The organism is Streptomyces sp. Qhu_M48 (genome assembly GCF_051305195.1).
Taxonomy (GTDB): domain Bacteria; phylum Actinomycetota; class Actinomycetes; order Streptomycetales; family Streptomycetaceae; genus Streptomyces.
Genome location: NZ_CP195432.1, coordinates 6306582 through 6320921, shown reverse-complemented (window position 1 = coordinate 6320921; position 14340 = coordinate 6306582). Strand labels below are relative to the sequence as shown.

General features: G+C 70.8%; 10 protein-coding genes. 8 read left to right on the top strand and 2 right to left on the bottom strand.

Features of this window, described 5'->3' with window-relative positions; genetic code table 11:
* The first annotated feature begins 65 nt into the window (after window positions 1-65).
* The 6 genes from ACRRSS_RS28250 to ACRRSS_RS28225 all read left to right on the top strand — a co-directional run bounded on the left by ACRRSS_RS28250 (window position 66) and on the right by ACRRSS_RS28225 (window position 9218).
* Window positions 66-2906: a putative bifunctional diguanylate cyclase/phosphodiesterase gene (locus ACRRSS_RS28250; protein WP_435973879.1), complete on the top strand. Its 2841-nt coding sequence runs from the start codon at window positions 66-68 to the stop codon at window positions 2904-2906.
* A 234-nt stretch (window positions 2907-3140) separates the two neighbouring features.
* A complete protein-coding gene (locus ACRRSS_RS28245; protein WP_435973878.1) occupies window positions 3141-4985 on the top strand; it encodes an acetolactate synthase large subunit in 1845 nt (614 codons plus the stop codon).
* Window positions 4986-5026: 41 nt separating this feature from the next.
* Window positions 5027-5554: an acetolactate synthase small subunit gene (ilvN, locus tag ACRRSS_RS28240; protein ID WP_351909000.1), complete on the top strand. Its 528-nt coding sequence runs from the start codon at window positions 5027-5029 to the stop codon at window positions 5552-5554.
* A 119-nt stretch (window positions 5555-5673) separates the two neighbouring features.
* Window positions 5674-6675: a ketol-acid reductoisomerase gene (ilvC, locus tag ACRRSS_RS28235; RefSeq protein WP_435973877.1), complete on the top strand. Its 1002-nt coding sequence runs from the start codon at window positions 5674-5676 to the stop codon at window positions 6673-6675.
* 271 nt (window positions 6676-6946) lie between these two features.
* Window positions 6947-8536, top strand: a complete 1590-nt coding sequence (serA, locus tag ACRRSS_RS28230) for a phosphoglycerate dehydrogenase (protein ID WP_435973876.1) — start codon at window positions 6947-6949, stop codon at window positions 8534-8536.
* Between the two features lie 100 nt (window positions 8537-8636).
* Window positions 8637-9218, top strand: coding sequence for a TetR/AcrR family transcriptional regulator (locus tag ACRRSS_RS28225; protein ID WP_435973875.1), 582 nt, complete (start codon window positions 8637-8639; stop codon window positions 9216-9218).
* A 228-nt stretch (window positions 9219-9446) separates the two neighbouring features.
* On the opposite strand, the gene ACRRSS_RS28220 is transcribed toward ACRRSS_RS28225, so the two are convergent.
* Window positions 9447-10559 carry a PucR family transcriptional regulator gene (locus ACRRSS_RS28220; RefSeq protein ID WP_435973874.1) on the bottom strand — a complete coding sequence of 371 codons (1113 nt, stop codon included), beginning with the start codon at window positions 10557-10559 and terminating at the stop codon, window positions 9447-9449.
* 185 nt (window positions 10560-10744) lie between these two features.
* On the opposite strand from ACRRSS_RS28220, the gene ACRRSS_RS28215 reads away from it, so the two are divergent.
* On the top strand, window positions 10745-11671 hold the full coding sequence (locus ACRRSS_RS28215) for a proline dehydrogenase family protein (protein WP_435973873.1): 927 nt from the start codon (window positions 10745-10747) through the stop codon (window positions 11669-11671).
* A 32-nt stretch (window positions 11672-11703) separates the two neighbouring features.
* On the top strand, window positions 11704-13335 hold the full coding sequence (pruA, locus tag ACRRSS_RS28210; protein WP_435973872.1) for an L-glutamate gamma-semialdehyde dehydrogenase: 1632 nt from the start codon (window positions 11704-11706) through the stop codon (window positions 13333-13335).
* Between the two features lie 75 nt (window positions 13336-13410).
* On the opposite strand, the gene ACRRSS_RS28205 is transcribed toward pruA, so the two are convergent.
* A complete protein-coding gene (locus tag ACRRSS_RS28205; RefSeq protein WP_435973871.1) occupies window positions 13411-14298 on the bottom strand; it encodes an alpha/beta fold hydrolase in 888 nt (295 codons plus the stop codon).
* Between the last annotated feature and the right edge of the window lie 42 nt (window positions 14299-14340).

The following is a 14340-nucleotide window of genomic DNA, read 5'->3' as shown; positions in this document are numbered from 1 at the left end:
TCGACGAGCCGCCGGCGCGCCCGCACGACGCGGCCGGGTGCGGTGGCGCGGCGCCGGAGGGTCCGGTGACCGCGCCCGGGGCCGTCCTCGCGCGCCGCTCCGTCGGTGGCGGTGGCGGCGACCCCGGACATCCGGACCCCGGACGCCCCGGCATCGGCGGGATCCTCGCGCAGATCACCCTCGGGCTGATCTGCGCGGGCTACACCACCGGCGCCTCGCTCGGCTGGGGCTCGCCGGAACTCGCGCTCTTCATGGGCGACTTCGGACTCAGTGCCGCAGCCCTCACGGCCGCGGTCTCCTGCTTCCTCTACGCCCGGACCCACCGCGGCAGCGCCCGCCCCGCCTGGCTGCTCTTCGCCTTCTCCTCGTTCATGGCCTCCGCGGGCAACGCCGTGTGGGGGTGGTACGAGGTCGTGCTCCGCACGGAGGTGCCGGACTCCTCCGTCGCCGACCTGTTCTTCTTACTCTTCGCGCCGCCCGCCATCGTCGGCCTCCTCGTCCTGGCCAAGAAGCCCGTCACCCGGGCCGGCTGGGTCTGCCTGGGCCTCGACGCCTGGCTCATCGGCGGGTCCCTGCTCACGCTCTCCTGGAGCCTCGCCCTCGCGCGCACGGCCCACTTCCAGGAGGAGTCCGTCTCCCAGGCCGCGCTGTCGCTCGCGTACCCGCTGCTCGACATCGTGCTCGTGAGCATGGTCCTGGTCCTGCACTTCCGGCGCTCCCAGGCGAACCGCTCGGCGACCAACACCGCCATCGCGGCCCTCGCCCTGACCGTCCTGTGCGACGCCCTGTTCACCTCGCCGCTGCTCCGCGAGAACTACGCCTCGGGCCAGCTGCTCGACGCCGGCTGGTTCGCCGGCTCCCTGCTGCTCGCCTACGCGCCCTGGGGGGTGCGCCGTCTCCCGGAGAGCGTGACCACGGCACGCGGGCCGTGGCTGCACAGCCGCCCGGTCGCCGGCTCGCTCGCCGCCCTGACCCCGTACCTCGCCGCCGCCGTCTGCACCCTCGGCATCCTCTACAACGTCGTCGAGGGACGCAGGGTCGACCGCGTCGTCGTCCTCACCGGCTGCGCGGTGGTCCTGGCCCTGGTCGTACGGCAGGGCATCATGCTCCTCGACAACATCGCCCTCACCCACGAACTGGCCCAGAAGGAGAACCACTTCAGGTCGCTCGTCCAGGGCTCCAGCGACGTCATCATGATCGCCGCGCCGAGCGGGGTGCTGCGCTACGTCAGCCCGGCCGCCTCCGGGGTGTACGGACGCGACGCCGAGGACCTGATCGGCTCCGAGCTGGCCTCGCTCATCCATCCCGAGGACCTCGGCGGCGTCGTCCACGAGGTACGCCGCTTCCTGGCCGTCTCGCCCGCCGAGGAGCCCACCACCCGGATCGAGTGCCGCTTCCGCTCGGGCCGCGGCGACTGGCTCAACGTCGAGTCGACGGTCAACCGGCACCAGGGCGGCCTGATCTTCAACAGCCGGGACGTCACCGAACGCGTCCGGCTCCAGGCCCAGCTGCAGCACAACGCCGAGCACGACCCGCTCACCGACCTGCCCAACCGGGCGCTCTTCACCCGGCGGGTCCGGCAGGCGCTCAGCGGCCGCCGCGCCTCCGACCCCGGCACCGCCGTGCTCTTCATCGACCTCGACGGCTTCAAGGGCGTCAACGACCGCCTCGGCCACCAGGCGGGCGACGACCTCCTCGTCCAGGCCGCCCGCCGTCTCCACGACTCCGTACGGGCCGGGGACACGGCCGCCCGGCTCGGCGGCGACGAGTTCGCCGCGCTGATCCTCGGCGACGGCGGACGCGACCAGGCGGCCCGCCGCAGCCAGGTCCAGGAGATCGCCGACCGCCTCCGGCTCACGCTCTCCCAGCCGTACCGCGTCGACGGCGGCAACGAGGTGCGGGTCGCCGCCTCCATCGGCGTCGCCTTCGCCGAGCCCGGCATGGAGGCCGGCGACCTCCTGCGCAACGCCGACCTCGCCATGTACCGGGCCAAGGCCGCCGGCAAGGACCGCGTCGAGCTCTACGCGCCCCAGATGCAGGCCGAGGTGGTACGGAGGACGGAGCTGGCCGCGCGGCTGCGCACCGCGCTCCACGACGGCGAGTTCGCCCTGCTCCACCAGCCGGTCGTCGACCTCGCCACCGGCCGGATCTCCGCCGTCAGCGCCCAGGCGCGCTGGCGGTCGACCCAGGGCATCCTCTTCACCCCCGCCGAGTACCTCCGGGTCACCGACGACAGCGAGCGCACCGCGGAGCTCGGCCGCTGGCTGCTGGAGGAAGCGGTGGAGCAGGCCGCCGAGAGGGCGGGAATCGGCCATCGCGCGCCGGTCTCCATCCGGCTCTCGGCCCGCCGCCTCCTGGACCGCTCGCTGCCGCTCGGCTCGGTCGAGTCCCTGCTGACCCGGCACGGGCTGCCGTCCGGCTCCCTGATCGTCGAACTCGCCGACAGCGACCCCCGGATCCCGCTCGACGAGCTGGAGCAGCGCCTGGTCACCCTGCGGCGCCTCGGGGTGCGGATCGCGCTCGACGGATTCGGCAGCGGACATGTGGCGATCAACGCCCTCCGGCGGCTTCCCGTCGACATACTGAAGCTGGACCGGGGGCTCGTCGAGGGCGTGGTCGAGTCGGCCCGGCTCCGCAAGATCACCCGGGGGGTGCTCCGTATCGCCGGCGAGCTCGGGATGCAGACCGTGGCCGAGGGGGTCGACGTGCCGGAGCAGGTCGTCGCCCTGCGGGCGATGGGGTGCGGCCACGCCCAGGGCATGGCCTTCTCGGGCCCGCTGGACGAGTACCGGCTGCGCAGGGCGCTGGTGCGGGACGAGTACCCGCTGCCGGGCGCGGTCCCCGTACGTGTCGGAAACCGTCCCCCGTTCCGCTCAAATAATGAGACGCCCGTCCCACCCACTTGACAGTCGTGAGGGCTGAGAGGGAGGGTCAGTGCCATGCGCACCCGAATTCTCGTACTTGGAAAGCGCGTCGGCTGAAGCAGGACCCCGCTGGGTCCCGCTGAGAATGCACCCGACGCGCTCCCCTCGCTTGCCTCACGGCACGAGGGGTTTTTTGTTGCACCGGCTCACCCCCAAAGCGACGCGAACCCCCGTAAAACACCTCTCAAAAACCCTCTGCTTCGAGAAGAGATGCTGATGACCGACCAGGCCACCGGGCACCATCCGCAGCCGCGGCCCCGTAGCGGCGCGCAGCCCGCCACCGCCGTCGAGCACGTCACGGGTGCGCAGTCCCTGATCCGCTCTCTCGAGGAAGTGGGCGCCGACACCGTCTTCGGCATCCCCGGCGGCTGCATCCTGCCGGCCTACGACCCCCTGATGGACTCCACCCGGGTCCGGCACATCCTGGTCCGCCACGAGCAGGGCGCGGGCCACGCGGCCACCGGCTACGCCCAGGCGACCGGCAAGGTCGGCGTCTGTATGGCGACCTCGGGGCCCGGTGCGACCAACCTCGTCACCCCGATCGCCGACGCCCACATGGACTCGGTCCCGCTCGTCGCGATCACCGGCCAGGTCGCCTCGAAGGCCATCGGCACGGACGCCTTCCAGGAGGCGGACATCTGCGGCATCACGATGCCGATCACCAAGCACAACTTCCTCGTCACCAAGGCCGAGGACATCCCGCGGACGATCGCCGAGGCCTTCCACATCGCCTCCACCGGCCGTCCCGGCCCGGTCCTGGTCGACATCGCCAAGGACGCCCTGCAGGCGAAGACCACCTTCAGCTGGCCGCCGCAGACGGACCTGCCCGGCTACCGCCCGGTGACCAAGCCGCACGCCAAGCAGATCCGCGAGGCCGCCAAGCTGATCAGCGCCGCCAAGCGCCCCGTCCTGTACGTCGGCGGCGGCGTCATCAAGGCCGGCGCGACCGCCGAGCTGAAGATCCTCGCCGAGCTCACCGGCGCCCCGGTCACCACGACCCTGATGGCGCTCGGCGCGTTCCCCGACAACCACCCGCTGCACGTCGGCATGCCCGGCATGCACGGTGCCGTCACCGCCGTCACCGCGCTGCAGAAGGCCGACCTGATCGTCGCGCTCGGCGCCCGCTTCGACGACCGCGTCACCGGCAAGCTGGACAGCTTCGCCCCGTACGCCAAGATCGTCCACGCGGACATCGACCCGGCCGAGATCGGCAAGAACCGCGCCGCCGACGTCCCGATCGTCGGGGACGCCCGCGAGGTCATCGCCGACCTGGTCCAGGCCGTCCAGGCCGAGCACAGCGAGGGCAACAAGGGCGACTACGCCGCCTGGTGGAGCGACCTGAGCCGCTGGCGCGAGACCTACCCGCTCGGCTACGACCTGCCGGAGGACGGCAGCCTCTCGCCGCAGCAGGTCATCCAGCGCATCGGACAGCTCGCCCCCGAGGGCACGATCTTCACCGCGGGCGTCGGCCAGCACCAGATGTGGGCCGCCCACTTCATCGACTACCAGCAGCCGGCCACCTGGCTGAACTCCGGCGGCCTCGGGACGATGGGGTACGCGGTCCCCGCCGCGATGGGCGCCAAGGCCGGCATGCCCGACCGCCCGGTCTGGGCGATCGACGGCGACGGCTGCTTCCAGATGACCAATCAGGAGCTCACCACCTGCGCCCTGAACAACATCCCGATCAAGGTCGCCATCATCAACAACGGCGCCCTCGGGATGGTCCGTCAGTGGCAGAGCCTCTTCTACAACCAGCGCTACTCCAACACGGTCCTTCACTCCGGCCCGGACGACGTCCAGGCGAACAAGGGCACGCGCGTCCCCGACTTCGTCAAGCTCTCCGAGGCCATGGGCTGTGTCGCCCTGCGCTGTGAGGACCCGGCGGACCTGGACAAGGTCATCGCCGAGGCCAACGCGATCAACGACCGTCCGGTCGTGGTGGACTTCATCGTCCACGAGGACGCCCAGGTCTGGCCGATGGTCGCCGCCGGCACCTCGAACGACGAGGTCATGGCCGCGCGGGGCGTCCGCCCCGACTTCGGCGACGGCGAAGACGACTGAAGCGCGGAACGAAGCAGAGCGAAAAGGAAGAGACCCAGACCATGTCCACCAAGCACACGCTCTCCGTTCTCGTCGAGAACACGCCCGGCATCCTCGCCCGGATCGCCGCGCTGTTCTCCCGCCGCGGCTTCAACATCGACTCCCTCGCCGTCGGCATCACCGAGCACCCCGACATCTCCCGCATCACCATCGTGGTCAATGTCGAGGGCCTGCCCCTGGAGCAGGTGACCAAGCAGCTCAACAAGCTGGTCAACGTCCTGAAGATCGTCGAACTCGAGCCCAGCGCCGCGATCCAGCGTGAGCTCGTCCTGGTGAAGGTCCGCGCCGACAACGAGACCCGCTCCCAGATCGTCGAGATCGTGCAGCTGTTCCGCGCCAAGACCGTGGACGTCTCGCCCGAGGCGGTCACCATCGAGGCCACCGGTTCGAGTGACAAGCTCGACGCCATGCTCAAGATGCTGGAGCAGTTCGGCGTCAAGGAGCTCGTGCAGTCCGGCACGATCGCCATAGGGCGTGGTTCCCGGTCCATCACGGACCGGTCCCTGCGGGCTCTCGACCGCAGCGCCTGAGAGTCATCGGCGGTCGACCGGCGGTCCACCCGCCGGTCCGACTGACGAGACCCGAAAACCTTCCTCCCGCTCCCCGCCGTACGGTGGGACGCAACACCAGCACCTCAAGGAGATTCCCAGTGGCCGAGCTGTTCTACGACGACGACGCCGACCTGTCCATCATCCAGGGCCGCAAGGTCGCGGTGATCGGTTACGGCAGCCAGGGTCACGCCCACGCGCTGTCGCTCCGTGACTCCGGTGTCGACGTCCGCGTCGGTCTGCAGGAGGGCTCGAAGTCCAAGGCCAAGGCCGAGGAGCAGGGCCTGCGCGTCGTCTCCGTCGCCGAGGCCGCGGCCGAGGCCGACCTCATCATGATCCTGACCCCGGACCCGATCCAGGCCCAGGTCTACGAGGAGTCCATCAAGGACAACCTGAAGGAGGGCGACGCGCTCTTCTTCGGTCACGGCCTCAACGTCCGCTACGGCTTCATCAAGGTGCCCGAGGGCATCGACGTCGCCCTGGTCGCCCCGAAGGGCCCGGGCCACCTGGTCCGTCGTCAGTACGAGGAGGGCCGCGGCGTCCCGTGCATCGCGGCCGTCGAGCAGGACGCCACCGGCAAGGCCTTCGCGCTGGCGCTCTCGTACGCCAAGGGCATCGGCGGCACCCGCGCCGGCGTCATCAAGACGACCTTCACCGAGGAGACCGAGACCGACCTGTTCGGTGAGCAGGCCGTCCTCTGCGGTGGTACCGCGGCGCTGGTCAAGGCGGGCTTCGAGGTCCTGACCGAGGCCGGCTACCAGCCGGAGATCGCGTACTTCGAGTGCCTCCACGAGCTGAAGCTCATCGTCGACCTCATGTACGAGGGCGGCCTGGAGAAGATGCGCTGGTCGGTCTCCGAGACCGCCGAGTGGGGCGACTACGTCACCGGCCCGCGGATCATCACCGACGCCACCAAGGCGGAGATGAAGAAGGTCCTCGCGGAGATCCAGGACGGCACCTTCGCCAAGGAGTGGATGGCCGAGTACCACGGCGGTCTGAAGAAGTACAACGAGTACAAGACCCAGGACGAGAACCACCTCCTGGAGACCACCGGCAAGGAGCTGCGCAAGCTCATGAGCTGGGTGAACGACGAGGAGGCGTAAGCCTTCCCGGGCTGGGGGTCCCCCCACGCCCCCTGGGGCGTGGGGGAGGGCCGGACACCGTGTCCGGCCCCTGCCCGCATCGTTGGACACCCCGTCCAACCACGGACGGGTGATCCTTCCAACGAGGCGCATGAACGGCGCCGACACAGCACTACACTGCTCAACAACATTCGCGTTCAGGCCCACAGCGTCGTGCGCTTTCACGCGGCTAGCCCCTCCACCGCCTGCGGCCGTCGGGACGGCCGTCCGCACTGGATCTGTGAGGACTCACGTGAGCTCGAAACCTGTCGTACTCATCGCTGAAGAGCTGTCGCCCGCCACCGTCGACGCGCTGGGCCCGGACTTCGAGATCCGGCACTGCAACGGCGCCGACCGCGCCGAGCTGATCCCCGCGATCGCCGATGTGGACGCGATCCTGGTCCGTTCCGCGACCAAGGTCGACGCCGAGGCCCTCGCCGCCGCGAACAAGCTCCGGGTCGTCGCCCGGGCCGGTGTCGGTCTGGACAACGTCGACGTCTCCGCCGCCACCAAGGCCGGCGTGATGGTCGTCAACGCTCCGACCTCGAACATCGTCACCGCCGCCGAGCTCGCGTGCGGTCTGCTCGTCGCCACCGCGCGCAACATCCCGCAGGCCAACACCGCGCTGAAGAACGGCGAGTGGAAGCGCAACAAGTACACGGGCGTCGAGCTGAGCGAGAAGACCCTCGGTGTCGTCGGCCTCGGCCGCATCGGCGTCCTGGTCGCCCAGCGCATGTCGGCGTTCGGCATGAAGATCGTCGCGTACGACCCCTACGTGCAGCCCGCCCGCGCCGCCCAGATGGGGGTGAAGCTGCTGGCCCTGGACGAGCTCCTGGAGGTCGCCGACTTCATCACCGTCCACCTGCCGAAGACCCCGGAGACCCTCGGTCTCATCGGTGACGAGGCGCTGCACAAGGTCAAGCCCTCGGTCCGCATCGTCAACGCCGCGCGGGGCGGGATCGTCGACGAGGCCGCGCTCTACACCGCCCTCAAGGAGGGCCGGGTCGCCGGCGCCGGCCTCGACGTGTACGCGAAGGAGCCCTGCACGGACTCCCCGCTCTTCGAGCTCGACCAGGTCGTCTGCACCCCGCACCTCGGCGCGTCCACGGACGAGGCACAGGAGAAGGCCGGCATCGCCGTCGCCCGCTCGGTGCGTCTGGCGCTCGCCGGTGAGCTGGTCCCGGACGCGGTCAACGTCCAGGGCGGTGTCATCGCGGAGGACGTCAAGCCGGGTCTGCCGCTGGCCGAGAAGCTCGGCCGGATCTTCACCGCGCTCGCGGGCGAGGTCGCTGCCCGGCTCGACGTCGAGGTGTACGGCGAGATCACCCAGCACGACGTGAAGGTGCTCGAACTCTCCGCGCTCAAGGGCGTGTTCGAGGACGTGGTCGACGAGACCGTGTCGTACGTCAACGCCCCGCTGTTCGCGCAGGAGCGCGGTGTCGAGGTCCGTCTGACCACGAGCTCCGAGTCGCCCGACCACCGCAACGTGGTCACCGTGCGCGGCACCCTGTCGAGCGGCGAGGAGGTCGCGGTCTCCGGCACGCTGGCCGGCCCCAAGCACCTCCAGAAGATCGTCGCGGTCGGCGACTACGACGTGGACCTGGCTCTCGCCGACCATATGGTCGTGCTCCGCTACGAGGACCGCCCGGGTGTCGTCGGCACCGTCGGCCGGATCCTCGGCGAGGCCGGTCTGAACATCGCCGGCATGCAGGTCTCCCGCGCGGAGGAGGGCGGCGAGGCGCTCGTCGTGCTCACCGTGGACGACACGCTCCCGGCGCCGGTGCTCGCGGAGATCGCGGAGGACATCGGCGCCACCTCGGCCCGTTCGGTCAACCTGATCTGACGCGCGGCCCGGCGGCACCCCGCAGTACCCCTCAGCACCCGTGCCCGGCTGCTAGACGATCGTCTTATACGAGCGTCTAGCAGCCGGGTACAGTGCTGTCATGGGACACAGGGAAGACCTGCTCGAAGGCGCCAAGCGCTGCCTGCTGGAGAAGGGGTACGGGCGGACCACGGCCCGTGACATCGTCGCCGCGTCGGGCACCAACCTCGCCTCGATCGGCTACCACTACGGCTCCAAGGACGCTCTGCTCCAGCAGGCCTTCCTGGCCCTCACCGAGGAGTGGGGCGACCGGGTCGGCCCCGCCGGCGCCGACGAGGTGAAGCGGGAGCTGCCGGCCGACCCGTACCGGCGCTTCCACGCCGTCTGGGAACAGGTCATCGCGGCGGCGGAGGAGAGCCGCCCCCTCTGGAGGCTCCAGACCGAGGTCGTCACCCGGCTCGACGACGACGAGAAGCTGCGCGAGGCGATCAGGGAGCCGCAGCGGGAGGGCCGGCTCGGCATGGCCGAGGGCTTCCTCGGCATCGACCCCGAGACGGAGCCGGAGAAGGCCCGGGTGGCCGGACTGCTCTGCCAGGCCCTTGCCACCGGCGTGATGATCCAGTGGATGGTCGACCCCGGCACGGCGCCGAGCGCGGAGGACCTCACGGAGGGACTCAAGGTCCTGATGGAGAGGACCGACTGACGGTCCGCCGGCCCCGTTCACCGCGCTCAGCGTCAGGGGAGGTTCCGCCAGGTGCCGCCGGCCCCTCCCGCTCGGTGATGCCCCAGGGGTCGCGGAGGCTTTCGAGCCCGTCCGGGTACTCCGTGCAGGCCGAGCCGACGTCGTTCCACGGCACACCGTCGCCGAACGGAGTCGTACGCGCGCCGGACGGCTTCGAGGACGCTCACCGGGCTCCTCGGGGGCGGCCGCTCAGAGCCGGGCCGACTTCAGGGACATGTGGAGCAGCAGCCGGTCCTCGCCATCGTCCAGGTCGAGCCCCGTGAGCTGTTCGACCCGGGACAGCCGGTAGTAGAGGGTCTGCCGGTGGATGCCCAGGGCCGCCGCCGTGCGGCCCGCCTGGCCCGCGTTGTCGAGGAACACCTCGGCGGTGCGGGCCAGTTCGGCGTGGGCGGGGGCGAGCAGCGGCGCGACGGCCGGGTCGATCTCCGGGTGGTAGAGCGCCGCGAGGAGGCGGTAGGGGCCGATCCGGGCCCACTCCGCGACCGGGCCGAGCGTCGGCTGCGCGGTGGCCGCGCGGGCCGCCGTGCTGGCCTCGCGCCAGGCCGCCGGAAGCTCCGTGAGGCCCCGGCGTGGGGTCGCGATCCCGGCCGGGACGGCGCCGCGCAGCCGCTCGGCGGCCTGGTGGGCGGGGGAGAGGTCCTCCGCGGTGCGCAGCCGCACGAGGGCGGCGAGGGAGTCGCCCTCCGGGAGCGTGGCGATCGCCGCCGCGCCGGGAACGGCCCGGACCGAGGGGGCGTCGCCCTGCCAGGGGGTCACGCAGACGACGGCGTGCAGCCCGTCCGCGCTGGGCCCGAGGGCCGCCCGGAGCGCCGCGACGGCCATGTCGCTCTGCCAGCCCCGGCCGGCGGTCAGGACGGCGGCGAACTCGCGGGAGAGGTCCGATCCCGCGCGCTCCTCGTCGGCGAGGAGCCCGCCGATCCGGGTGGCCACCTCCATCGCCGCCGTCAGCTGGTCGGGCGTGGGGCCTGGCTCGGCGTCCAGGAGCCAGACGTAGCCGAGGACGACGCCCCGATGGCGCACGGGAAGGCAGACGCGGTCCCGGAACACCCCGGCGTCCGGGGCGGCCGGGATGCGGACCGGGCCGGTCGCCCGGGTGATGCCGAAGCCCTCGAACCAGGCGCGGACCGCGGGCGTCGACTTCCGGGTGAGGATCGACCGGGTCCGCACGGGGTCCATGGCGGTGTCGTCGTCGCTGTCGTGCGCCCCGAAGGCGATCAGGCCGAAGTCGCGGTTCTCCAGCGTCGCGGGGGCGCCGAGCAGCGCCGAGATCTCGTCCACCAGTTCCTGGTAATCGCCCTTCACGGGGCCATTCTCGCACCCTCTCAGACATATGTATGAGATGCCGCGCACGGATGCGTGACAGCTGTAGATGGCGGACGATCGGAGTGATCCATAGGTTTCACGGTGGTTCTCCGTGCTGTTCCCGCATTCTTACGAAAGAACGGGTATGGCACTCTTCGTCACCCTGTGCTCTCTGGAGGTGCCCCGTGCTGGGTCCCGTGATCCTCGCCGCGTCGCGCAGCGACAAGATGCGCCGTTTCGTGTCGGCCGCCCCCGGGACCAAGCAGGTCGTCGCCCGCTTCATCGCCGGTGAGTCGGTCGACGACGTCGTCCCGATCGTCCAGGAGCTGAGCGAGCGCGGCCTGGAGGTCACCCTCGACGTCGTCGGTGAGGACATCACCACCGTCGAGCAGTCCCACGCCGCCCGGGACGCCTACCTGGAGCTCATCGGCCGCCTCAAGGAGCTGGGCCTCGGCGAGCGCGCCGAGATGTCCGTCAAGCTCTCCATGTTCGGCCAGGCCCTGGAAGGGGGCCACGAGCTGGCCCTCGCCAACGTCCGTCCGGTCGTCGAGGCCGCCGCCGAGATCGGCACCACGGTCACCCTGGACGCCGAGGACCACACCACCCTCGACTCGATGTTCGCCATCCACGAGGAGCTGCGGAAGGACTTCCCGCAGACCGGCTGCGTCATCCAGGCCTACCTCTTCCGCACCGAGGACGACGCCCGCCGCCTCGCCGCGAACGGCTCCCGCGTCCGGATCGTGAAGGGCGCCTACAAGGAGCCCGCCTCCGTCGCCATCCAGGACAAGCGCGAGATCGACAAGGCGTACGTCCGGATCATGAGGATCCTGATGGACGGCGAGGGCTACCCGATGATCGGCTCCCACGACCCGCGCCTCATCTCCGTCGCCCAGGAGCTGGCGCGCCGCGCCGGGCGCAAGCTGGACGAGTACGAGTTCCAGATGCTGTACGGCATCCGGGGCGAGGAGCAGCACCGCCTCGCCGCCGAGGGACACCGCATGCGCGTGTACACCGCCTACGGCACCGACTGGTACGGCTACTTCATGCGGCGCCTCGCCGAGAAGCCGGCCAACCTCCTCTTCTTCGTCCGCTCCATCCTCACCAAGGGCTGAGCCCCCACCCCTCAGAAGGAGTAACGCGACTCATGGACGCTGTCACCCAGGTCCCCGCTCCGGTCAACGAGCCGGTGCGCAGCTACGCCCCCGGCTCCCCCGAGCGCGCCCGTCTCGAGATCAAGCTCAAGGAGCTGGCCGAGAACCCGCGCGAGCTGCCGATGACCATCGGCGGTGTGAAGCGCCTCGGCGGCGGCGAGGAGTTCAAGGTCGTCCAGCCGCACAACCACCGGGCCGTCATCGGCACCTTCCGCGGCGCCACCACGCAGGACGCCCAGGACGCGATCGACGCGGCCCTGGCCGCGGCCCCGGCCTGGCGCGCGATGTCCTTCGACGACCGTGCCGCGATCATCCTGCGCGCCGCCGAGCTGCTGGCCGGCCCGTGGCGCGAGACGCTGGCCGCGTCGACGATGCTCGGCCAGTCGAAGACCGCCCAGCAGGCCGAGATCGACACCCCGTGCGAGCTCGTCGACTTCTGGCGCTTCAACGTGGCGTACGCCCGCCAGATCCTGGCCGAGCAGCCGCCGGCGAACTCCCCGGGCGTCTGGAACCGTCTGGACCACCGCCCGCTCGAAGGCTTCGTCTACGCGATCACGCCGTTCAACTTCACGGCCATCGCGGGCAACCTGCCCACCGCCCCCGCCCTCATGGGCAACGTGGTGGTCTGGAAGCCGTCCCCGACGCAGACCCACTCCGCCGTGCTCCTCATGGAGCTCCTGGAGGAGGCCGGCCTGCCCAAGGGCGTCATCAACCTGGTGACCGGCGACGGCATCGCGGTCTCCGAGGTGGCCCTGAACCACCGCGACCTGGCCGGCATCCACTTCACCGGCTCGACCAAGACCTTCCAGCACCTGTGGAAGACGGTCGGCAACAACATCGAGAACTACCGCTCGTACCCGCGGATCGTCGGCGAGACCGGTGGCAAGGACTTCGTCGTCGCCCACCCCAGCGCCGACCGTGCCGTCCTGAAGACCGCGCTGACCCGCGGCTCCTTCGAGTTCCAGGGCCAGAAGTGCTCCGCGTCCTCCCGCGCCTACGTTCCGGCCTCCATCTGGAACGACGGCTTCAAGGAGGAGTTCGCGGCCGAGGTCGACGGCATCACCATGGGTGACGTCACCGACCTGTCGAACTTCATCGGCGCCGTCATCGACGAGCGTTCGTTCGCCAAGAACAAGGCCGCGATCGACCGTGCGGCGGCCGACCCGACCTGCACGATCGTCGCCGGTGGCACGTACGACGACTCGGTGGGCTACTTCGTCCGCCCGACCGTCATCGCCTGCACCGACCCGGAGAACGAGGTCTTCAAGGCCGAGTACTTCGGCCCGATCCTGGCGATCCACGTCTACGAGGACGACCAGTACGACGCGATGCTGACCCAGATGGAGTCGGTCTCGGACTACGCGCTCACCGGCTCGGTCATCTCCAACGACCGCGCCGCCGCCGCGTACACGATGGAGAAGCTCCGCTACGCCGCGGGCAACTTCTACATCAACGACAAGTCGACCGGCGCCGTCGTCGGCCAGCAGCCCTTCGGCGGCGGCCGCGCCTCCGGCACCGACGACAAGGCCGGCGCCCCGCAGAACCTGATGCGCTGGACGCTGACCCGCGCCATCAAGGAGACGCTGGTCCCGCCGACCGAGTACGGCTACCCGCACATGGGCTGACCCCCACCCGCCGCGCGAGCGGCCCCTGATCACCGCCCCCCTCCCCGGTCCCCCAACCGAGGACGGGGGCGGTTCTCATTCCCCCGTCACGACACGCCGCCGGAGGAAGTCGGCGATCAGTCCGGCGATCGCCGGGGCGTGGGTCTCCAGGGCGAAGTGGCCGGTGGGCAGGAGGTGGATCTCGGCGTCCGGGAGGTCGCGGCGGAAGGCCTCGGCGCCCGCCGGGACGAAGACCTGGTCGCCCTCGCCCCAGACGGCGAGGAGCGGGACGCGGGAGGCGCGGAAGTACTCCTGGAAGGCGGGGTAGAGGGCGAAGTTGGAGCCGTAGTCGGCGATCAGGCCGAGCTGGATGCCGTCCTGGCCCTCGCGGGCCATGAGGCCGGCGTCGTGGTGCCAGGCGTCGGGGCTGAGGAGGTCGCGGTACTCCGCCGGGACGCCGGTCTCGTACTGCCACCTGATGCCTTCGAGGGAGCGGATCGCGCGGACCGGCTCCTCGGTCTCGGGGGTGCGTTCGGCGATCAGGGCGAGGACCGGGGCCCAGGCCTCGGCGCCGAGGCCCTCCTCGTAGGCGTTGCCGTTCTGGCTGATGATCGCGGTGACGCGCTCGGGGTGGGCGAGGGCGAGGCGCAGGCCGATGGGGGAGCCGTAGTCCTGGATGTAGAGCGCGAACCGGTCCAGGCCGATGGCCTCGGTGAACTCGGCGGTGAGCGCGGCAAGTTCGGCGAAGGTGTAGTCGAAGTCGGCGGCTGAGGGGGCGGCGCTGCGGCCGAAGCCCAGGTGGTCGGGGGCGATCAGCCGGTACTCGTCGGCGAGCAGCGGGATCAGGTCGCGGAACATGTGCGAGCTGGTGGGGAAGCCGTGCAGCAGCAGGAGGACGGGGGCGCCGACCGCTCCCGCCTCGCGGTAGGCGATCTCGTGACCGCGGACGGTGACGGTGCGGTGGCGGGTCGGCAGCACGGACATCGTTCTAACCCCTTAGGTGGGCATCACTGGTTATGGCTCGAC

What these genes read in the sequence shown, in the direction of transcription:
- ACRRSS_RS28225 (WP_435973875.1), top strand. Translation starts at nt 8,637, where the DNA reads ATGGGACACAGGGAAGACCTGCTCGAAGGCGCCAAGCGCTGCCTGCTG.
- ACRRSS_RS28205 (WP_435973871.1), bottom strand. Translation starts at nt 14,298, where the DNA reads ATGTCCGTGCTGCCGACCCGCCACCGCACCGTCACCGTCCGCGGTCAC.
- ilvN (WP_351909000.1), top strand. Translation starts at nt 5,027, where the DNA reads ATGTCCACCAAGCACACGCTCTCCGTTCTCGTCGAGAACACGCCCGGC.
- ACRRSS_RS28245 (WP_435973878.1), top strand. Translation starts at nt 3,141, where the DNA reads ATGACCGACCAGGCCACCGGGCACCATCCGCAGCCGCGGCCCCGTAGC.
- pruA (WP_435973872.1), top strand. Translation starts at nt 11,704, where the DNA reads ATGGACGCTGTCACCCAGGTCCCCGCTCCGGTCAACGAGCCGGTGCGC.